Source organism: Rhodococcus sp. 06-221-2 (genome assembly GCF_002258365.1).
Lineage (GTDB): Bacteria > Actinomycetota > Actinomycetes > Mycobacteriales > Mycobacteriaceae > Rhodococcoides > Rhodococcoides fascians.
Window position 1 is genome coordinate 274,930 of the sequence record NZ_NOYJ01000035.1, and the last position, 19,652, is coordinate 294,581.

At 63.9% G+C, this 19,652-nt stretch carries 27 protein-coding genes; 16 read left to right on the forward strand and 11 right to left on the reverse strand.

Features of this window, described 5'->3' with window-relative positions; all coding sequences use genetic code 11:
• Positions 1 to 30: 30 nt before the first annotated feature.
• Positions 31 to 1,041, reverse strand: a complete 1,011-nt coding sequence (gene adhP, locus CH281_RS22990; protein ID WP_094695589.1) for an alcohol dehydrogenase AdhP — start codon at positions 1,039 to 1,041, stop codon at positions 31 to 33.
• An 18-nt stretch (positions 1,042 to 1,059) separates the two neighbouring features.
• Complete coding sequence (locus tag CH281_RS27010; RefSeq protein ID WP_179274266.1) at positions 1,060 to 1,206, reverse strand: hypothetical protein; 147 nt, start codon at positions 1,204 to 1,206, stop codon at positions 1,060 to 1,062.
• A gap of 90 nt (positions 1,207 to 1,296) precedes the next feature.
• Here CH281_RS27010 and CH281_RS22995 point away from each other — a divergent pair, with 90 nt between their 5' ends.
• Positions 1,297 to 1,749 carry a DUF1003 domain-containing protein gene (locus tag CH281_RS22995; RefSeq protein ID WP_027495572.1) on the forward strand — a complete coding sequence of 151 codons (453 nt, stop codon included), beginning with the start codon at positions 1,297 to 1,299 and terminating at the stop codon, positions 1,747 to 1,749.
• Here CH281_RS22995 and CH281_RS23000 read toward each other — a convergent pair.
• Complete coding sequence (locus tag CH281_RS23000; protein ID WP_027495571.1) at positions 1,724 to 2,224, reverse strand: flavodoxin domain-containing protein; 501 nt, start codon at positions 2,222 to 2,224, stop codon at positions 1,724 to 1,726. The two genes, CH281_RS22995 and CH281_RS23000, sit on opposite strands and share 26 nt — an antisense overlap.
• Positions 2,221 to 2,652, reverse strand: coding sequence for a hypothetical protein (locus tag CH281_RS23005; protein WP_057473548.1), 432 nt, complete (start codon positions 2,650 to 2,652; stop codon positions 2,221 to 2,223). Before CH281_RS23005 ends, CH281_RS23000 begins: the two co-directional genes overlap by 4 nt.
• A gap of 194 nt (positions 2,653 to 2,846) precedes the next feature.
• Between CH281_RS23005 and CH281_RS23010 the strand changes: the two genes are divergently transcribed.
• The 5 genes from CH281_RS23010 (at position 2,847) to CH281_RS27440 (ending at position 5,603) form a co-directional block, all read left to right on the forward strand.
• The gene (locus CH281_RS23010; protein WP_057473547.1) at positions 2,847 to 3,443 is read left to right on the forward strand and encodes an Rv1733c family protein; all 597 of its coding nucleotides are present in this window, start codon (positions 2,847 to 2,849) and stop codon (positions 3,441 to 3,443) included.
• A 36-nt stretch (positions 3,444 to 3,479) separates the two neighbouring features.
• Positions 3,480 to 3,680, forward strand: a complete 201-nt coding sequence (locus CH281_RS23015) for a hypothetical protein (protein ID WP_057473546.1) — start codon at positions 3,480 to 3,482, stop codon at positions 3,678 to 3,680.
• A 15-nt stretch (positions 3,681 to 3,695) separates the two neighbouring features.
• A complete protein-coding gene (locus tag CH281_RS23020; RefSeq protein ID WP_057473545.1) occupies positions 3,696 to 4,823 on the forward strand; it encodes a cation:proton antiporter in 1,128 nt (375 codons plus the stop codon).
• 130 nt (positions 4,824 to 4,953) lie between these two features.
• Positions 4,954 to 5,262, forward strand: a complete 309-nt coding sequence (locus CH281_RS27435; RefSeq protein WP_135043299.1) for a WhiB family transcriptional regulator — start codon at positions 4,954 to 4,956, stop codon at positions 5,260 to 5,262.
• A 119-nt stretch (positions 5,263 to 5,381) separates the two neighbouring features.
• A complete protein-coding gene (locus tag CH281_RS27440) occupies positions 5,382 to 5,603 on the forward strand; it encodes an ANTAR domain-containing protein (protein ID WP_230591697.1) in 222 nt (73 codons plus the stop codon).
• 144 nt (positions 5,604 to 5,747) lie between these two features.
• On the opposite strand, the gene CH281_RS23035 is transcribed toward CH281_RS27440, so the two are convergent.
• Positions 5,748 to 6,977 (reverse strand): EAL domain-containing protein, encoded by a 1,230-nt coding sequence (locus CH281_RS23035; protein ID WP_179274267.1) that lies wholly within the window; start codon positions 6,975 to 6,977, stop codon positions 5,748 to 5,750.
• A gap of 423 nt (positions 6,978 to 7,400) precedes the next feature.
• Here CH281_RS23035 and praA point away from each other — a divergent pair, with 423 nt between their 5' ends.
• Together praA and CH281_RS23045 are read left to right on the forward strand one after the other, a co-directional pair.
• A complete protein-coding gene (gene praA / locus CH281_RS23040) occupies positions 7,401 to 7,910 on the forward strand; it encodes an alkane oxidation protein activator PraA (protein ID WP_032366927.1) in 510 nt (169 codons plus the stop codon).
• 44 nt (positions 7,911 to 7,954) lie between these two features.
• A complete protein-coding gene (locus tag CH281_RS23045; protein ID WP_032366928.1) occupies positions 7,955 to 8,677 on the forward strand; it encodes a hypothetical protein in 723 nt (240 codons plus the stop codon).
• A gap of 69 nt (positions 8,678 to 8,746) precedes the next feature.
• Here the strand turns inward: CH281_RS23045 and CH281_RS23050 are convergent, their stop codons facing one another.
• Together CH281_RS23050 and CH281_RS23055 are read right to left on the reverse strand one after the other, a co-directional pair.
• On the reverse strand, positions 8,747 to 9,856 hold the full coding sequence (locus CH281_RS23050; protein WP_094621471.1) for a GGDEF domain-containing protein: 1,110 nt from the start codon (positions 9,854 to 9,856) through the stop codon (positions 8,747 to 8,749).
• A gap of 98 nt (positions 9,857 to 9,954) precedes the next feature.
• Positions 9,955 to 10,173 carry a hypothetical protein gene (locus CH281_RS23055; protein WP_027495561.1) on the reverse strand — a complete coding sequence of 73 codons (219 nt, stop codon included), beginning with the start codon at positions 10,171 to 10,173 and terminating at the stop codon, positions 9,955 to 9,957.
• Positions 10,174 to 10,945: 772 nt separating this feature from the next.
• Between CH281_RS23055 and CH281_RS23060 the strand changes: the two genes are divergently transcribed.
• From CH281_RS23060 to yczR, 6 genes are all read left to right on the forward strand, one after another.
• Complete coding sequence (locus CH281_RS23060) at positions 10,946 to 12,169, forward strand: alkane 1-monooxygenase (protein WP_027495560.1); 1,224 nt, start codon at positions 10,946 to 10,948, stop codon at positions 12,167 to 12,169.
• On the forward strand, positions 12,169 to 12,333 hold the full coding sequence (locus CH281_RS23065) for a rubredoxin (protein ID WP_027495559.1): 165 nt from the start codon (positions 12,169 to 12,171) through the stop codon (positions 12,331 to 12,333). Before CH281_RS23060 ends, CH281_RS23065 begins: the two co-directional genes overlap by 1 nt.
• Entirely contained in the window at positions 12,330 to 12,503 is a 174-nt protein-coding gene (locus CH281_RS23070) for a rubredoxin (RefSeq protein ID WP_027495558.1), read from the forward strand. Before CH281_RS23065 ends, CH281_RS23070 begins: the two co-directional genes overlap by 4 nt.
• Positions 12,500 to 13,714, forward strand: coding sequence for an NAD(P)/FAD-dependent oxidoreductase (locus CH281_RS23075; RefSeq protein WP_094695590.1), 1,215 nt, complete (start codon positions 12,500 to 12,502; stop codon positions 13,712 to 13,714). The genes CH281_RS23070 and CH281_RS23075 overlap by 4 nt, the downstream gene beginning before the upstream one ends.
• Before the next feature lie 10 nt (positions 13,715 to 13,724).
• Entirely contained in the window at positions 13,725 to 14,345 is a 621-nt protein-coding gene (locus tag CH281_RS23080; RefSeq protein WP_094695783.1) for a TetR/AcrR family transcriptional regulator, read from the forward strand.
• A gap of 391 nt (positions 14,346 to 14,736) precedes the next feature.
• Entirely contained in the window at positions 14,737 to 16,200 is a 1,464-nt protein-coding gene (yczR, locus tag CH281_RS23085) for a MocR-like transcription factor YczR (RefSeq protein ID WP_094695591.1), read from the forward strand.
• A 38-nt stretch (positions 16,201 to 16,238) separates the two neighbouring features.
• On the opposite strand, the gene CH281_RS23090 is transcribed toward yczR, so the two are convergent.
• Positions 16,239 to 16,688: a YdeI/OmpD-associated family protein gene (locus tag CH281_RS23090; RefSeq protein WP_032374962.1), complete on the reverse strand. Its 450-nt coding sequence runs from the start codon at positions 16,686 to 16,688 to the stop codon at positions 16,239 to 16,241.
• Positions 16,689 to 16,793: 105 nt separating this feature from the next.
• Entirely contained in the window at positions 16,794 to 17,261 is a 468-nt protein-coding gene (locus tag CH281_RS23095) for an SRPBCC family protein (protein ID WP_027495554.1), read from the reverse strand.
• Positions 17,262 to 17,359: 98 nt separating this feature from the next.
• On the opposite strand from CH281_RS23095, the gene CH281_RS23100 reads away from it, so the two are divergent.
• Positions 17,360 to 17,968 (forward strand): ClpP family protease, encoded by a 609-nt coding sequence (locus CH281_RS23100; protein ID WP_032366937.1) that lies wholly within the window; start codon positions 17,360 to 17,362, stop codon positions 17,966 to 17,968.
• On the forward strand, positions 17,965 to 18,594 hold the full coding sequence (locus CH281_RS23105) for a ClpP family protease (protein ID WP_094695592.1): 630 nt from the start codon (positions 17,965 to 17,967) through the stop codon (positions 18,592 to 18,594). Before CH281_RS23100 ends, CH281_RS23105 begins: the two co-directional genes overlap by 4 nt.
• Here the strand turns inward: CH281_RS23105 and CH281_RS23110 are convergent.
• Positions 18,552 to 18,854 carry a helix-turn-helix domain-containing protein gene (locus tag CH281_RS23110; protein WP_032366939.1) on the reverse strand — a complete coding sequence of 101 codons (303 nt, stop codon included), beginning with the start codon at positions 18,852 to 18,854 and terminating at the stop codon, positions 18,552 to 18,554. The genes CH281_RS23105 and CH281_RS23110 overlap by 43 nt on opposite strands.
• 66 nt (positions 18,855 to 18,920) lie before the next feature.
• Positions 18,921 to 19,595: a class I SAM-dependent methyltransferase gene (locus CH281_RS23115; protein WP_218829791.1), complete on the reverse strand. Its 675-nt coding sequence runs from the start codon at positions 19,593 to 19,595 to the stop codon at positions 18,921 to 18,923.
• Between the last annotated feature and the right edge of the window lie 57 nt (positions 19,596 to 19,652).

Here is a 19,652-nt window from a genome sequence, read left to right on the forward strand (position 1 = left end):
GGGGAACACTCGTCGAGATCGGAGAGCCCCTCAGAACTCGAAAACCTGACGAGCGGTGACGCGTCCGGCCATCAGGTCGTCGAAGCAGTCGTTGACCTCGTCGAGTTTGCGCGACACCGCCGATACCGTCGTTCGTCCGGCCTCGTGCAGTGCGAACACTTCACGCAGATCTGTCCTGGTGCCGACGATCGAGCCGAGTACCGAGATTCCGCCGACCACCGTCTCGAAGATCGGGATCGGGAACACGCCGTGCGCCGGCATCGACACGCACACCAGACGTCCTCCGCGGCGTAGTGACCGGAAGGCCTGATCGAACACACTCGGGATGACGGCCAGGACGATCGCGACATCGGCCCCACCGAGCGCCTGAATTGCCTCCACCGGATCGGTCGTCGCCGAGTTGACGGTGTGGTCTGCGCCGAGTTCTTGTGCGAGGTCGAGTTTTTCGTCCTCGATATCGACCGCGGTGACGAATCCGCCGGCGATCTTGGCGTACTGCACCGCGAGATGGCCGAGCCCGCCGACGCCGAAGATGGCCACGCGCTGCGCCGGGGTGACGCCACCGACCTTGACAGCCTTGTACGTGGTCACGCCGGCACAGGTCAGTGGGGCAGCGTCGAACGAGGAGATCCCGTCGGGAACATGGACGACATACTTCGCATGGGCGACAGCGTATTCGGCGTACGCACCGTCGATCGAGTAGCCGCTGTTCTGTTGCGTCTCGCACAGCGTCTCCCAACCCGAGACACAGTGATCGCATTCGCCACATGCCGAACCGAGCCACGCGATGGCGACTCGCTCACCGATTCTGTCCTTCGACACCTGCGACCCGACCGCCTCGATCACTCCGATGCCCTCGTGCCCGGGGACGAAGGGCAAGGTCGGCTTGGCCGGCCAATCCCCCTGCGCAGCATGGATATCGGTGTGACACACACCGCACGTCTCCATCTTCACCAGCACCTGTTCGGGCGCGGGCTGCGGTATCGGGATGTCCTTGACTATTAGGGGCCCGCCGAACTCGGTGACAACAGCTGCTTTCATCGTGAACTTCCTCCAACATCAGAAACCGGTGCCGTTCTCGACCGTCGAGCAATGCACACCGTCGAGGATCGGCGCTGCGGCGGTCGGCACGTAGGGCCGGAAGTCATCGACCGGTCGGGACGTCTCCCGAGGTGCGCGTGGGGAGGCAAAAGGCACAGCAGTCATGGACTTTCGTCCCTGGTGACTCTGGCGATCAGGGGCCACACTAGGCACCATGGACACTTCTGCACCCTCCGATTCGAAGACTCGCGAACGATGAACCTGTGGAGAAGACATCCGGGCGTTCGAACCGGTGATGCACTGACCACGGGTGAGCGTGCGGCGGATTACGTCCGAAACGGAATGGGCTCCTGGCCGTTCGTATTCCTGTTCCTGGGCGTGATGGCGCTGTGGGCCGCGTACAACCAGAACGACGGGTTCGATCCGTACCCTTTCATCCTGCTCAACCTGTTCCTGTCGATGATCGCAGGACTGCAGGGCGCCATTCTGCTGATCTCGGCCAAGCGCGCGGACTCGGTGAGCAGTGAGGTTGCCGTACATACACTTTCGAATACCGCGCTGCTGCAGGACATGATCGAAGCGAATACCGTCTTGACCGAATCGGTGGCACAGTTGGCGGCAGAGATTCACGAGCACGTCTGCCCGTCCGCTCGGCGTGTCGGTGCAGGCACGTTCACGAAGGTTACGAGCCCGGTGTCCCAGCCGTGAGACAGGCAAGAATCTCTCGGGCCCAATTGCACACACGAACCCAGTCTCGGAAGTCTCCGGCAACCGCGCCGGAGTTGTCGAAGATCTGACGTTCGCCCACCGAGAGCCGTTCCGCGTCGAGCCGACCGGGAAATGTTCGATGCGAGGATGCATCCAACATCGATACCGCGCGTGCGGCGTCGGCGGTGTCGTTGACCGGTCGGTCGCTCGAATGCAATGGCCCGCAGGAGAACAGCCACACGGGTGGGTGCGCAGACCTGGAGACCCGCTCGACGAGCCGCTTGGCGGTGGGGACCCACCGATCGGAATAGACGGCACTTCCGATGACCAGGGCGTCGTAGCCACTGATGTCGACGACGGAATCCGGAGCGCAGACATCGACCTCGGCTCCCCCGTGCCGGAACACGCGGGCCATCTCCTGCCCGAGCGAGTTCGTCGCTCCGTGCCGTCCGGCGGTCGAGACCAGGATTCTCATGCGATGCGACGTGCGAGGCGGTTCGTGTACGCCGTGATCCGCCACCCTCGGAGGGCGACGAGAACTCCCAGTACGCCGAACATGCCCTGCAGCCAACTCGTTTCGCCTATCACGAGCGGTTGGACCACTATCCAGGCAGCGAGCAGTACGCCCGCCGTGTGGGCGATGGGGCCGGTCTTGCCGCTACCCGCCAGAGCCGACGCCGCCGCCAGTCCCATCGGCACTCCGACGACCAGAACCAACGCGAGGCCGGCGAGCGCCGTATTCGACAGCGGTAGGCGTGCGTGCGCCTCGGTGCTCAGATCGATGGCGCCCGAGGCCAAACCGATCGCGCCACCGAAAGCGTTGATGGAAATTCCGGCGCACACTGCGCCCAGCCACGGCCATCGTCGGTCTTTCGTGGTGAGCGCTCGCGTAGTCGACATCATGAGCTCAGCGTGGCTGCCGAACAATCCGGGAGCTAGGGCACAAGGTCCGCCGCCACGAGGACTTCTCTCCACTTCGTGACTGAACCGTCCACCGCCCTTGCCGTATCGGGACCTTGTGCCCTTACATACGAGTGCACGGCGTCGGAGACTTGTAATCGACGCCGAACACACGGCGGTGAGGGGTAGGTGACCGCATGCTCGCAGAACTCGCGCACCGGTGGTGGCGTCGAACTCCTTGGTGTTCCAATCCGCTGATGCGACTGCCGGACAGGATCGAACGAACGGCCTACGTCGTCGGTGTCGCGGTCCTTCTGTTGCTGATACCCGTCGCCGCGACGATCGGTTCGGTGACCTACAGCGACCTGTCGACGCGGTCACGTCAGCAACGGGCACAATACGTTCAGGTCGACGCCCGAGTGATCGACACCGCGCAGTCCACGAGTACCGGCAGCGACAGCACCACGCTCGCCACCGGTGTCGCAACGGTGCAATGGAGTGCACCGGACGGGTCGATTCGCTCGGAATCGACCGAGGTTCCCTCGGACGTCCACATCGGTGAGACCACTCCGATTTGGTGCGACGCGAACGGAACCCTCGCGCGTGCGCCCGTCAGCGAAGTCGGTGCCGTCATCAACGGGGCCTCCACAGCCGTGTTCGTGTGGGTTCTCGGCGCGGTCTTGGTCGGATTCCTGGTCTATCTCACCACCGTGGCCGGTGATCGAGTTCGCATGCGGCGTTGGGACAGCGACTGGAAAGACTTCCTGCAGGCGCGAAACCACCCCTCGCGGTAGAGCCGTCGAGCATCCACCGTTCGAGGAGACAATGACATGAGCGATCTCGACACCGAATATCGGTCCGCCCGCATCGACTACGAGCGCAAACTCATGCGCAGCCCTCTGGCGGCGCAGCTGCGTGTTGTCGAGCAGCTGACGAGACTGATGATGGCCGAGCAAGGCGTGCTGCACCCTCGTGATCTCGTTGCGTCGGCGCTGCCGCCGAACATGCACCCGACGCTGAACTCTGCCTGACGTCGGCGGCGTCGTATGACCTTCGAGACGCTCGCCCTGTGTGCCGCGGTGGGTTTGTCCGGCCCACTTCTGGCGCTTCCGCGTGGGCTTCGGATACCGGTCGTCATCGGAGAACTCGTCGCTGGAATTGTCATCGGTCACACAGGCTTCGGCGTCATCGATCCGAGTGAGCAGACACTGAGCTTTCTGGCGCAGGTCGGGTTTGCGCTCGTGATGTTCGTGGCGGGCAGTCAGGTACCGATTCGCGATCCTCGACTGCGGGTCGGCCTCCGGGTGGGCGCTGCGCGGGCTGTGGCCGTCGGGCTGCTGGCCACCGCACTCGGCTGGGCCGTCTCCACTGCGTTCGATCCACCGCACCCCGGTCTCTACGCGGTGTTGATGACATCGTCCTCGGCCGCGGTCATCATGCCGATAGTCGAATCCAGCAAGACGGCCACATCCGGGCTGATGTCCTTCCTGCCACAGATCGCGATCGCCGACGCAGTCTGTATCGTCGCTCTACCCCTGGTGATCGATCCACCGCGCGCTGTTCCGGCCGCGTTCGGATCCATCACGGTCATCGCTGCCGCCACCGCGATCTTTTTCGTACTGCGACACTTCGACCTCACCGGACTGCGCCGTCGAATCCACCATGTGTCTGCCCAGCGTAAGTTCGCTCTCGAATTGCGACTCAACCTGGTTCTGCTGTTCGGCCTCGCGGCCCTCGCGGTCCACACTCATGCGTCGGTGATGCTGGCCGGCTTCGGCTTCGGACTGGCCATCGCTGCGATCGGAGAACCGCGACGTCTGGCGAAACAGCTGTTCGCCATCACCGAAGGTTTCCTGGGTCCGCTGTACTTCGTCTGGCTCGGCGCGTCACTCGACCTGCGTGCACTGGGTGGCCACCCGAGCATGATCGTGCTGGGGCTCGTGTTGGGTCTGGGTGCAATCGCGGTGCACGGCGCGATGCGCGCGACAGGCCAGCCCGTCGGGCTTGGGATACTCGCGGCCGCCCAACTGGGCGTTCCGGTTTCGGCCGTGACTCTCGGGGAGCAGAGCAGCGTTCTGGCACCCGGTGAAGGCCCCGCCATCGTGCTCGGCGCACTGGTGACCATCGCGGCGGCGGCCGTCATATCTCGGTCTGCTGCTCGTCGTCCTGCCTGAGCGGTGGGCCAGAACTGCTGGGCCCAACGGCGGGTGTTCGGCGCCGCAAGGCATTTGGTTGTTTCGAGTCTCCAGGGATGGGGAATAAGCGTTGTGGAACGATCGGCACGACGCGAAACGGATCACGACGATGACGGATGACCAGGTCTGGCGCCTCAAGGGTGCGTGCATCGAAGACATGGATGCATACGACTCGCAACAACTTCCTCGGCACGGACGCAAACGCGCAGAGAAGGCATGGCGGCTGTGCGCCGACTGCCCGGTGTTGCGGAACTGCGCCGAGCAGACAGCTCGCGATATCGAGTCGGGTCGAATTCCGGTCGGCGTGGTCGTCGCCGGCGCGGCGTATCACGACAATGCCAGCAACGGTCGGCGAACGGATGCCTACCGCACCCTCGAACTTCTGATCGGGAGACCTCTGGCCAACCCGGCTGCCTGATAACGAGGCGGTTACGGAACGCTACGTCACCGGTAACGGCTACGGCACGGTCTGTCGCTTTCACCGCGTGTCTTTCGGTCTCTGACCTGCATGGACGTCAGGTGCGCAACAATGTCTGCATGAGCACAGCGCACGTGACGAGGATCGAGGGCCCGCTCGATCTCCAGGACGCGTTGGCGCGTCGCGCGCCTATCGAACAGGCAAAGGGAATCCTGATGGCGGTGCACCGCATCACTGCCGACGAGGCGTTCGCTTTGTTGGTCGAGAGGTCGCAACGTGCCAATCGCAAAGTGCACGACATCGCTCTGGAGTTCGTGCACGAGATGTCCGAGTTGCCCTGACCGACAAGTCGACCCCGCACGCTGTGTTTTCAACGTACGGGGTCTGAGCAATGTGGCAGTCCGGACTACTTCATCACCTGTTGTGCCGTATGCCCTGCCGTGGCTGCCCGAAACATCCAGTACGCACACCACCGGCTCGACGGTTCAGAAGCGCGCGAGAATTGCACGGGCGCAACGGACTACGGTGGCGCGGTCGTACGACATCACATAGTCGAATTCACGATCCGCGTCGGCTTCGCCTCGGTGAAGGTCGATGGCAGCGAGCACTCCGCAGAAATGCGGGCCGAGAACTACCACGTTCCACTCCTCGACGAGTGAGTCCGTCGGGTCGAGCGGGGCGTGCACGATGCCGCCTTCTTGCACGTAGCCCATCCCCACCCCGTAGACGCCGGCGTACGAGATCTGCTCCGCCATCGACACCCACCGCGCACGGCTGGTCGGTGTGAAATGCTCGGCCCGCTGAAAGGTGCCGAGTACCAATGTTTCCGGGCCCGACGCCGACGCCTGCATCTCCAGGGACGTGCTCATGGCCACCAACAGACGCTTGGTGCTCCGCGTCGCGACCTTGCCTACGGCGGCAATTGCGTACGGCGACTCGAGCGCGGTGGCGGGGGTGCTCCAGGTGGGGAACGGCGGCATGATCTCCGCGGCGTCGGCCGGCAACTCTTCGGTCGTCTGAGCAGCCGGGTACAGCTCGCCCACTCCGTAGGTGGCACCGAGACCGAGTGCCCGGCTGCGGTGCACGGCGGTGTCGACTCCGCTGGCCACGACCACGGCACCGGTTCGCTCCACCTGAGCCGACACCGCGTGCGCCGTACGGGCGGTGGCCAGATCGGGCCTGGTGGAGACCATGGAGGAAGACAGAATGATGACATCGGGTTCGATGAGCGGCAGCAGCGTCAGGGACTGCGGTCGGCGACCGACGTCGTCGACGGCAACCACCTTTCCGTCGCGACGTGCTTTGTCGATCGCGGCCAGAGTGCGCGCCGGGCTGTCCACGAGTGCCGCCTCGGTGACGACGACGATGTCGCGACGCAACTGTTCTTCGGTGGCTTCGTCGAGTGCTGCGAGCGAGTCGACATCCATCGAGACCAGCATCGGTAGCCGAACGGCGCTTTCGAGCCGGGCCACTCCCCACGCGAGAACATCGAGTTCACGCTTGGCGTCCATGGCGCGAGCGGCGCGCTTGAGTGCATCGGCAGAGGCGAGTGGACCGTCCTTCGGGCCGCGCAGTTGTACTTCGATTGCCGCGAGCGCACCGTTGTCCAGTCGACAGACCGGGGCGAAATACGGCTGCACCGTCAACTCTCCCGTGTCCGTGTCGACTGTTGAACCTGCTTCGGCCAGCGCGAACGTCACACCACAGTTTGACATGAAAAAACCACCCCCGTCACGCAGGGGTTGCTATCTGTTTCAAACCTCTTCGGGTCGTCTTTTCTCGCTGACGCCAGCCTGAACGACTCAGGTGTCACCGAAGCAATACGGCGCGTCTCGTTTCGGTAACGAACGATAACGGTTCGATAACGCCACAGACGGGTGTTCGACGCGCCCATCATGCCGACTCCCCCAGAAAAAACGGGCCGAAAACCCATGAAGCGCATACCTTCCGAGTTGCCGACCGAAATCAATACCAAGACTTACAACAAACATACCGACCGGATTGTGACTTGTCACTGTCTTGCAAAAGAACATATCCGACATCCATTTCGTCGTCCTAATGTTCGTTTCGGCTGCCGGAGAACCGGAGCCACCGGATGCCCGTCTGGGAGCCGGAAGCTGCTCGGACTTGGAGGATCGATGACGCTCAACCTGCCGTCCCGTACCCGAACGTTCACCACTGTCGCTGCTGCAGTCGCGATTGCCGGGGCCACCCTCGGTGCCGGAAGTGCCGCTGCCGCCACCATCTCACCGGCGAATACCGCCTTCACCGCACCCGGCACGATCGTCGTCACCACACCGGCCTCGTTCGGGGTACCCGTCAGCTGCTCGATCACCCTGTCCGGATCCACCAGCGCGGACGGCTCGTCGGCGTCGATCACCGACGCGAAGATCAGCGGATCGAACCGCCTCTGCGGCCTGCCGCAGCTGAAGAACCTGCCCTGGACCCTCACTCCCACCAGCTCCACCACCGGTGAGGTCTCGAACGTCGGCTTCTCGCTTCTGGGCTACAACTGCGGGCCCGCAACGCTCGCAGGTTCGTTCGACAACATGACCAACACTCTGACGTCGAGCAACCAGCCGATGTCGGGCAACTGCACGGTGAACAGCCTGTCGGTGCAACCGAACCCGGCATTCACCTTGTCCTGATCGCCAATCCCTTTCCAGCACAACAACAATATTCAGGAGAGCACGTGAAGATCCGTAACAAAGCCGTCGTCACCGCGACGGCCTTGGCGTCGAGTGTCGCTCTGGCGACCTTGGTCGCCGGCCCGGCCAACGCTGCCGACACCCTTCCCATCACGTTCCAGGCCGACACCACGACCGTGATCGCCAAGACCGGCCAGCCGGTGGTCTTCCCGACCACCGCTCTGGCCACCGACGTCGACCTCGTCGGCGGAACGGTGACCGGCACACTTGCCTTGCCGCAGGCGTCGGCCGATCTGAAGCTCGGCCCGGCGACGCTCGCCAACTTCACCATCTCGATCGTCGACGCCACTCCGGTCTCCGGCACCATTGCAGCCGGCGGTCCCGCCGAGGCACCGCAACTGGAGCTGAATGTCGCGCAGAGCTTCAAGATTCGCATCGACTCCGTCAAGCCCCTCGGCATCGGCGGCACCGGATCGTCCGGGTCGGCGGCACTCGACCTGATTCCCCCGGGGAGCAACTGTGTCACCAGTGAGACCACCGCCAATCTGACCGGTGCCCTCGACGCGATCGATCTGATTCAGAACAACGAGGCCGACACCCACGTGAAGGGCACGTACACGATTCCGCAGTTCCAGAACTGCGGCACGTACACCTCGTTGCTCAACGGTCTCATCGCCGGCCCCAACAACACCCTCGACGTGCACCTGACCAACCCGGTCTTCGACGTCGGAACGCAGCAGGCCATCGCGGCCAAGGTTGCTCTGTAGCACCATATTTCGACTTCGTTGACGGCGTCGACCGGTTCCAGTAGCGGGATCGGTCGACGCCGTCGCTCGTCAGTGCGGCTCGCCGGCCGGCCGCGGCGATCGAGGCTCGCCCTCCGACAGGGCGACGCGGTCGCCGCCGAGCCCCTTGGCCCGGTACATCGCCCGGTCCGCGCGACCCAGCAATTCTTCCACTGCGGTACCGATTTCTCGCCCATCGACAACCGCATGCGCGACGCCTATCGAGGCGGTCAGTGGGGAGCGGTCGGTGGCGTTGCACAGTCGAATTCGTAGTACCTCAGCGCTGGCGACAACCGAGTCACGGTCGTCGAGGGCAATGATGGCGAACTCTTCGCCGCCGAGCCGAACGGTGATGGCGGGTGCCGGAAACACGTCGAGGATGCGGGACGCCGCCAGCCGGATCACGGCGTCTCCCTGCAGATGGCCGTATCGGTCGTTGACGGCCTTGAAGTTGTCGATGTCCATCACCACGGCCGTCATTCCGGTTGCCGATCCCGGCCGTAGTCGCAGGTTCCCGATCGCAGCGTCGAATCCCCGCCTGTTCTGCAATCCGGTGAGGGGGTCGTAGAACGCGCCGGTGGCATCGCGTCGCAGCATCATCATGAACGTGTGCACGATCAGCGGTGCCGAGAACATCACCAGTATCAAGATCACCAGGTAGACCGTGGCCAGTAACCGTAGTTCGGGTTCGGCCACCAACGCCGAGCCGTACAGCACCGCGGTCGTGACCAAGGCGAAACCGTAGTGGGCAGTGAGCAGCTTGGGACCGTGGAACCCGACGACGTAACTGCCGATGACGGTGAACAGGGCGGCGGTCGGCAGAACCGTCGTGGGAACACCGATGGTAAGCACCACGGCCGCGAGGACGACGTCGGCGTAGAAGACGAAGGCGATCGACATCTGCCAGCTCGGCCAGCCACCGACCCACCAGGCGACCCCGACCGGGACTGTCGTGGCGACGGTGAACCACAGTGCAGCCGTACCCAGACTGCCTTCGGCGAGGCCGGGCACCACCAATCCGATGGCCGCCGCCGCGCCGAACAGCCAGCACCAGAGGCCGATGAGGATCTTCGTGATCTCGAGCGCCTGCTGCGAGCGCGCGAAGGCAACGTTCCATCCGTAGTCGACTGGAAGTGCCCACCATTCGCGCAGACTGTTCACGTATCTCGAGCGGCTTTCCTCGTGTCCCGACTTGGATGAACCAGTGAACCACAGAAGATACCGCCTGGTACGCGAACGGCAGATGTCTTCGGCAGGCGTCAGCCGCGCATGCCATCCGCCAATTCGAGCACTCGGCCGGCATAGGTGCCGACGAACGCGTCGAGTGCCTGCTGCGACAACTCAGGGCAACCCGCTCGGCGAAAGTAGTGTTCGAGATCGACCAGCCGGTCACCCATCCCGACGCGTTGGCGGTCGAGTGCCTCGAGCTCGGCGACCAGTGCTTTGAGCTCCGCTACCTTGCGCAACACGTCGTCCATCGCCGTCACCGTCCACTCGCTCGGGTGTCATATGTAGGAGCGGTGGAGCAAGGCTTCCCTCCTCGCTCCACCGACTCGAACTCTACTCTCGATCGAACAGGTGTGCGAATCATATCGGCACATTGGACGGTTTGTACCATCCAACTTGTGCACAAACCCGAGAAGTGACCTACAGTCTGTGCCATGCTCCAGAAAAGGGGTCCGAACGGCGTTCGGCCGCCAGGCTCGACCAGCCCAATCCAATTGGCACTCTTAGCAATACTCATTATCGCGGCGATCGCTCTCGTCGTACTCGCTATCGCCGAGGGCCGCTTCTAGCCGTTCGCCATCGAGCGCGTGCGGCGATGCCCCGCGTTCACTCCTACCGCTTCGCCACTGACGCTCCGCGGGCTGCGCCGGCATTCTCGCCGACGCAGCCCTTTCGGGTCAGGATCCGAGGATTGCGCTCACTGCGGTGCTGCCGCTCTCGGCACTTCCGCTGCCGATGAGCCCGAGGATGACGTCGACGATGATCTTGGCGATGAATGCGTCCATAACTACTCCTGATGTGAAGTACCCCCGACGGGATACAGACGGACCTGCGAGTGCCGTGACCATTCGTGACCGATCACAACGAGTCGGAAGGTAGCAGGCCGATTCGTCCAATCGGTGACGCTGTGACTGCCGCAACAATCCATCCGCTTGATGTACAAATATCTTGATTTGTACACACGGGATACAAATTGCGCGTATTGTCCACAGCACAGTGATCCGCCCTACACGAGGAGTGACGATGACGGCATCGAATGTCGACGATCAGGCACAGGCGCCCGTCGACGAGTGGCACGACCGCAAGCGATACCTCTGGCTCATGGGCCTGATCCCGCCGACGGCGGTGTTTCTGGCAACCGGTCTGGTGTGGGCTTTCAACCAGCTCGGCTGGAACGCCGTGGCGCCGGTCTGGTGGTGGATCGGCGCGCTGCTCGTCTACGGGTTGCTCCCGATCCTCGACAGGTTCTTCGGGCCGGACGGCGACAACCCGCCCGACGAGGTGATGAAGGCGCTCGAGGAAGACAAGTACTACCGCTACTGCACGTACGCCTACATTCCGTTCCAGCTCGCCAGCCTGGTGTTCGCCTGCTACCTCTGGTCCGCCGACAACCTCTCGTGGCTCGGCATCGACGGCGGTCTGGGGCTGCTCTCGAAGATCGGCCTGGCCATCAGCATCGGTGTCATGGGCGGCGTGGGCATCAACACCGCACACGAGCTCGGTCACAAGAAGGACGACCTCGAACGCTGGCTGTCGAAAATCACACTGGCGCAGACGTTCTACGGCCACTTCTACATCGAACACAACCGCGGTCACCACGTGCGCGTCGCTACTCCCGAGGATCCGGCGAGCTCCAAGTTCGGTGAGAGCTTCTGGGCCTTCCTCCCCCGCAGCGTGTGGGGAAGCCTGCGGTCGTCCTGGGAACTCGAGAAGACTCGCATGGAGCGACTGGGCAAGAGCACGTGGAGTATTCACAATGATGTACTCAACGCGTGGCTGATGTCCGTCGTCCTCTACACGGTCCTTGCCGTTGTGTTCGGCCCGATCGTGTTGCCGTTCTTGGCCGTTCAGGCAATCTACGGCTTTTCGCTGCTCGAAACGGTCAACTACCTCGAGCACTACGGCCTCCAGCGCCAGAAGAAGGACAACGGCCGCTACGAGCGATGCACCCCCGAGCACAGCTGGAACTCCGATCACATCGTGACCAACATCTTCCTGTATCACCTTCAGCGACACAGTGATCACCATGCCAACCCCACCCGGCGCTACCAGACTCTGCGCAGCATGGACGGAGCACCCAACCTGCCGAGCGGTTACGCAAGCATGATCTCGCTGGCCTACTTCCCGCCCGTGTGGCGCAAGGTGATGGATCACCGCGTTCTCGATCACTACGACGGCGACATCACTCGCGTCAACATCCAGCCGTCCAAGCGGGAGAAGATCCTCGCTGCCTACGGAGCGAAGTGATGGCTGTCTACGAATGCCCGGTGTGCGAGTTCGTCTACGACGAGACCGCGGGCGCACCACGCGAGGGCTTCCCGGCCGGAACTCCGTGGTCCGAGGTACCCGACGAGTGGCCGTGCCCCGACTGCGGCGTCCGAGAGAAAATCGACTTCAGGAGCAAGCAATGAAGCTTTACCGCTGTGTGCAGTGCGGATTCGAGTACGACGAAGAGCTCGGCTGGCCCGAGGACGGCATCGAACCCGGCACGCGTTGGGACGACATTCCCGACGACTGGTCGTGCCCCGACTGCGGTGCGGCCAAGGCCGATTTCGAGATGGTCGAGGTCGAGCGCGGGTGACCGCTCGCCAACCCGGCAACGTCGTGATCGTCGGCACCGGGGCCGCCGGATACACCGCCGCCAAAGTGCTTCGCGCCGAGGGCTTCACCGGATCCATCACGATCGTCGGTAGCGAACCGGAGACCACGTACCGTCGACCGACTGTCTCCAAGGAACTGCTGCTGGGTACGAAATCGGTCGATCAGGTTCAGCTCGGTGCAGCCATCGGCGGGGTCGATGTTCGCGCAGGCGTCACGGCCACCGCCGTCACCGATTCCGAGGTGCACCTGGACGAGGGAGCTCCGGTCCCGTACGACGCCCTGCTGCTGGCAACGGGTTCTCGTGCACGACAACTCGACCTACCGGGTGCCGCGCACATGTTCACCCTTCGCACCGCAGCCGATGTCGCCCCGCTGCAGGCCGACATCGTCCGAACGAGATCACTGTTGGTGATCGGCGGCGGCCTGATCGGGTGCGAGGCGGCGGCAGCGGCACGATCGCTCGGTGCCGAGGTCACGGTGTTGGAGGCGGCATCGGCTCCGCTGAATCGGATCGCACCGGCCGCGATCTCGCAGATGTACCGAGACCTGCATGCCGACAACGGTGTCACGATGCACACCGACGTCGCCGTGACCGGCCTGGAGAAGCTGGCCGACGGCACCGTTCTCGCAACCTCCGAGGACGGTCGTTCATGGTCCGCCGGCACCGTGCTGATGTCCGTCGGCTCGGTCGCGAACACCGAGCTCGGGGCGGACCTGGGCCTCGAGACCGCGTCGGGAATCCTGGTGGACGCCGGCATGCGTACGTCGAGACCGAACGTCTACGCCGCGGGCGACGTCGCCGAAGTTCCCAACTCGGTACTCGGCGGGACGTATCGGAGTGAGCACTGGAACGGAGCCGTCGATCAGGCGACCCGGGCGGCGCGATCCATCCTCGGTCTCGATGTGGGTGCTCTCGATGTTCCGTGGGGATGGTCCATGCAGCACGGCGTCAACCTGCAATTCGCGGGGTGGACCGATGCACACGACGAGTACGTCGTGGTGCGCGGCTCCATCGAAAGCCGTCGGTTCACGGCCTGCGCGGTGCGCGACGCCAGGCTCGTCGGGGCAATCGGGGTAGGTCATCCCAAGGACATCCGGCAGGTTCGCACCCTCATCGCGAGCGCGGGCCCCGTCGATCGGAACAGTCTCGAAGAAGGTTGGCTGGACAGGCCACATGCGGTCGTTCGATAGAGTCGTGTTCATGCACGCCGCCGAACAGACGTCGACTCCCGGTCGATACCGTGAAGCCGCGTCCACTCTGGCGCGCGATGTGGCGCTCGATGCGCTGCGCGAGTTGTTGCACGAGCGCAACTGGCGCAACGTCACGATGAGCCACATCGCCAAGGCCGCGGGGTTGAGCAGGCAGAGTCTGTACAACGAGTTCGGTTCGCGACGCGGCGTCGCACAGGGGTACGCCATCAGATTGACGGACGCGTTCGTCGCGATGTGCGAGACCGCGCTGTACCAACACGAGAACGATGCGTCGGCCGCTCTGAGACAGGGCTTTTCGTCGTTCTTCGAGCTGAGCGGTCTGGATCCACTCGTCCGATCTCTGCACAGCGGCGACGCGCCGGAGGATCTTCTGCGCCTGATCACCACCGACAGTGAGGTGCTGATCGACCGTGCGGGCGAGCGTCTGGCGGAGACATTTCAGCGTGGATGGGTGGGCGCAAGTCCACGACAGGCCGACGTCATCAGCAAGTCCATCGTGCGCCTGGCCCTGAGCTACATTCCCGAGCCGCCCGACGATGTCGCCTCTGCCGCAGACGATCTCGCCCTGCTGCTGACGCCGTTCATCGACTCCATCGCCGACGGCAACTGACCTCAGCGCCCATAGTTCGTACCCACCCCCAGTTCTCGCACCACCCCCGCTGATCTCGCACCCACCCCCGCTGATCTCGCACCACCCCCGCTGATCTCGCAAACGCGCGCGCGTTTGCCAGGTGCGAGCGAAATAGGCCCCGAATCGGTAGCAAACTCGGACGCGTCTGACGAATGCGCGCGCGTTTGCTGCAGCTCAGCCACATCAGTCGACATCGATACGACTGCGCGGCGGACCAGTAGGCGCGCTTCTCCCTCCCTCCCTCAGTGCCACCACGGTCCATCCCGCGCCGACCAATGACAAGGCCAATACAGCTCCAATTGCGATCATGCGATAACAATGGACTGGTTTTCCCGCGAATTGTTCAGTCCAGTGTGCAACAGTGGACTGCATGGACTTGTTCGACGCCACCGCGATCTCGGCCCCGGAGTTGGCAGCACGCATCGGCCCGTCGACGCTGCGCAACAGATCCGGTGGTCCGCTCTACCTCGAGATCGCCGACGAGTTGCGGCGGTTGATCGAGAACGGCGAGGTGTCGGCTCAGACGCGGCTACCCGCCGAGCGGGCACTCTCGATCAGTCTGGACGTCAGTCGGGTCACGGTGGCGTCGGCCTACCGCCACCTCCGTGAAGGTGGCTGGATCAGCGCCCAACGGGGCTCGGGCACATACGTTTCCCCGACGGGGTCGATGCCGGCGTGGAGTTCCCTCGCCGGCGACCGTGACAGTGCGACAGTAGAATTGGTCAACGCATCACCGTCGGCTTCTCCCCTGCTGGCCGATGCGTACAGAACCGCGGCCAAAAGGATTCAGGGCCGATTCGCGTCCGGCGGCTATGCCCCACTAGGGCTGTTCGAGCTCCGCGAATCGATCGCCGCCTACTACCGGGGGCGCGGAGTGCCGACCACGGCCGAGAACATCCTCGTCACCTCCGGTGCGACCGACGCCATCCATGCGGTGTTGGCGACATTCACCGAGCCGGGCGCCCGCGTGTTGGTCGAGCACCCGACGTATCCGGGTGTCGTCGAACTCGTCCACTCACTCGGCGGCCGATGCATCCCGGTGCCCATCGACCCGGACGAGACCGAGCCGTTCGTGCCGGCCGCAGACCGTGCCGCACGTCAAAGCGCACCGACCCTGGCCTATTTCATGCCCGATTTCTCCAATCCATCGGGAGCTCGACTCCCTCTCGGCACCCGCCGACAGCTGTCCGCGACGATGCACCGCCACGCAGTACTGACCATCGTCGACGAGGTAGCAGCGGACCTGTCCCTCGACGGGTCGCCCGACATCGAACCCTTCGGGGCGGCAACGCCGGATAGTGCGACGGTGACGATTGGGTCGACGAGCAAGACGGTGTGGGGTGGGCTGCGAGTCGGGTGGGTTCGCGCCGAGGCAGGGCTACTGGCGAGGATCGCCGCCACCTATGCGCGACGCCAACTTTCGACGTCCATTCTCGATCAACTCGCTGCGGTCGAGTTGATGGGCAAATACGACGAGGTACGCCGAGTGCGCGCCGACATATCGAGAGTCGCACGTGATCACACCGTTGCTCTGATGCGAGATCTGCTGCCTGATTGGCACTTTCGCGTTCCGGGCGGCGGGCTGGCATTGTGGTGTTCCCTGCCCGACGGTCTTCGATCCAGTGCCCTTGTCGCCGAAGCTCAATCGCACGGCGTGCTGTTGGCACCCGGACTACGATTCGGCACGGGATATGCCTTCGACGACCGACAACGCATCCCCTTCACTCGTTCACTTCCCGACATCACCTCGGCTGTAGATATTCTCGCGCGCCTGTCTGCGGCGGATAGGTCGACGGAGGTCGTCCCATCGAACAGGCCCGCGACCGTGGTCTGATCGACGCGGGCACCCGCGCCCCCATGCCGGGTCGTACGTCAGGGCCGAAGAGCCTCGACGATCGACGCGATGCGTCGGTCGCGGGTGTCGGCGCGCTTGGCGTCGGCGACCGATCGTGCGTGTTCTTTCCTCTTCGACGGAGACAGTGCGTCGAATGCTGCGCGCACCGCAGGCTCGGCGTCGAGTGCAGTGGCGAGCTCGGCCGGTAGCTCGACGGTGCGCGGTTCGTCGTCGAGTTCGATGGTCACGTCGACGGTGTCGCCGGCCTCGACTCCGAGCGTGGTGCGCACACTCTTGTTCAGGCCCAGCAGGTTCTCCCCGCCCATGCGCCCGATGCGTCCCGCCACCGTCTGCCCACCGATCGTGAACCGCACCGGCGGCGTCTTGGTGCTGCCGAGTGACGCGACCTGGGCGTCGGTCAGCACGATCGCAGCCGCTGGGCCGCGAGGCTCGAGGACCGTGGTCAGTTGAAGAACCGTGGACGTCATCGGCACAGAATAGGCGCGACTACAGGGCTGAGTGTCCACAATTCGCGTCGACGGGCGGAATCCCGCGCGCCGACGCGAAAAGTGGACAACCAGCGCACCTGCCTGTCAGGACTCCGATTCGATGATGCGCTTGATTGCCGCCAGGGTGCGCGGAATGCCGTCGAGCGCGGCCTTGCTGCGGGTGTCGATCTGCTCCTGCGCGGAGTCTCCGAATTTGCGGTGGAAGAGAGCGATGCCGTCGGGCAGGAAGTTCCAGTTCTCGGTCAGTCGGGTGCCGCCGTCCACCGGTTCGAGTGTGTATCCCCAGCGCACGAAGTTGTCGCCGACGACCCACGCGAATTCGCGTCCGGGCTCGGCCGCTGCGACGGTCGAGACCGTTTCCCAGGTGCGGTCGGGAGTGACGTTGCGTCCGGTGAACGTCGATCCCACACCGCCGCCGTCGGGTTCGTTCCACCAGCATTCCTGGCAGATCGGGCTCCATTCACCTGTTCGGGTGACGTCGGATACGACGGCATAGACATCCTCGGGCGATGCGGCGACGACGACGGAATCGGAGAATTCGAGTGTGGTCATGGCTCCATTGTCCCTCGAGCGTCGCGCAGCTCTGAGCAGCGTCGCTGCCGACAGCAGAATCGTTGGCACACAGCGCTATTGGAGTTCACACTCGAATCATGAGCGAGACACCCCGAATGTTCCCACCCGAACTCCGCGACCGACTGCTGCGTCATCGAATCCTCGTGCTCGACGGCCCACTCGACGACGACAACGGCACCGTCCTCACCACCCACCTGTTGACGATGGCGGCCGAGAATCCGTCGGCCGATATCGCCCTGTGGATTCACTCCCCTGGCGGATCGGTGCCTGCCATGCTCGCGATCCGCGACGTGATGCACCTGATTCCCTGCGACGTCTCGACGTTGGCACTTGGATTGGCCTGCAGCGCTGGTCAATTCCTGCTGTCGTCGGGCACACCCGGAAAGCGCTACGCACTACCGCATTCGCGAATTCTGATGCACCAGGGCTCGTCCGGCATCGGAGGTTCTGCTGTCGAAGTGGAGGTGCAGGCCAACGATCTTCGACATACCCGCGATACGGTGCTCGGCCTCATCGCCGACGACACCGGGCAGACACGAGAACAAATATTCGACGACTCCTTGCACGATCGTTGGTTCACCGCGGACGCCGCGCGTGACTACGGGTTCGTCGACGCCATCGTCAGTTCGTTCGATCAGGTCATGCCTGCGCGTCGGGTGTCGTTCGGGATGGAGATGGCCCGATGAGTACGTACACCATTCCCAATGTCGTCACCCGTGATTCGCGCGGCGAACGCGTCGTCGACGTCTATTCGCATTTGCTCAGCGAACGCATCGTGTACCTCGGTACTGCATTGGATGCCGGTGTTGCGAATGCGATGATCGCGCAGCTGTTGCATCTAGAGGCCGACTCCCCCGATCAGGAAATCTCCATGTACATCAACTGCGAGGGCGGCGATACTACGGCCATGCTGGCGATCTACGACACGATGCAGTTCATCGGATCCCCTGTCGCCACAACATGTGTGGGGCAGGCAGTGGCGGCCGGCGCGGTGCTGCTCGCCGCAGGTGCGCCGGGTCGACGTTCGGCGTTGACGCACAGCCGGGTGGTGTTGCATCAGCCTGCGGGGCAGGGGCGAGGCACCATTCCCGATCTCATTCTCGCTGCCGACGAAATCGTCAGGGTGCGCGCCGAGATGGAGATGATTCTGGCGAAACACACCGGACGCGATGCCGCGAAGATTCGGCACGACACCGACCGTGACCTGGTGTTGACGGCTCCGTCGGCGCTGCAGTACGGCCTGGTCGACCAAGTCCTCGAAGGACGACGTCAGGCAGCCATCAACGTCGCATTGCCGCGGGACAAGTCGTGATGCGCCAGACCTGAAATTTCGGCCATCGATGTGCCGAGTGCCCCGACGACGGCCGCGAGGATCTCACTCGACGGGTCCTTGCGGCCGCGTTCCAGCTCCGAAAGATACTGCGGCGCAATGCCTGCTCGCGCCGCCGTGTCGGCGAGTGTGTCGCCGCGGGAGTGTCTGCGCTCGCGCAGCCGGCGACCGACCACCTCACGCCACAGCGGTTCCACTGAGCGCGCTGCTCGGCGCTCATCGATTCGTATGACCTCGCCCATGATCGGAGCCTAAGCCTCGATCCCATCAAGGGTCGGCGATTCTGCTCAGAGCAGAGAACCTTCCGATCACCCAGGCTTCGTCCATTCGATGGTGTGCCTGAATCCGACGCGATGTCGCATCGTCGCCCCGGGCAGTATCGCGTCGACCGACCGCTTCACTTCGTCGAAACTGAGCACCGGGTCCTTGACCGGGAAGGGTGCCGGCTGCTTTCCCGCTGGGCTCGGCCAGGGATGGCCGACGAAGCCGATCAGCGGGTTGGTCACGATGGATACGGCGTCCCACAGCAGATCCCGGGGACTTCGTGGCGCAGCCATACCCACGACGAGCAGCCGGCCGTTCGGCGCGAGAACACGCTCGACGTGGCGAAGCGTGTCGTCGATGTCGAGGTGGTGGAGAACGGCGATCATCGTGATCAGATCGACGGATTCGTCCGCCCACGAGTCGAGTCGGCGTTCGGAGACAGTCACATTGGTGACATCGGAGCACGCAAGACCTGCGCGGCGGCGCATGTCGGAGTCGATGTCGACTCCAGTGACGTGATCGAAATACGGTGCGAGAGAGTGCACGAGACCGCCACGGCCACAACCCACGTCGAGTGCCTCGCGTCGTCGGCTCGGCAGGTTGGCGAGAATCCAACTGTGGAAGTAGTCGTTGTGACTCCACGGATGCCGCGCATTCAGCGCTTGCACCCATTGAGCCCCCTTGCCTCCGATCAGCGAGGTTCCCATTCGTCTGAGCATGCGTCGAGTATCCAGGTCGGTCCCCGGCCATTGCGCTTGAACATGTTCAAAAATGGG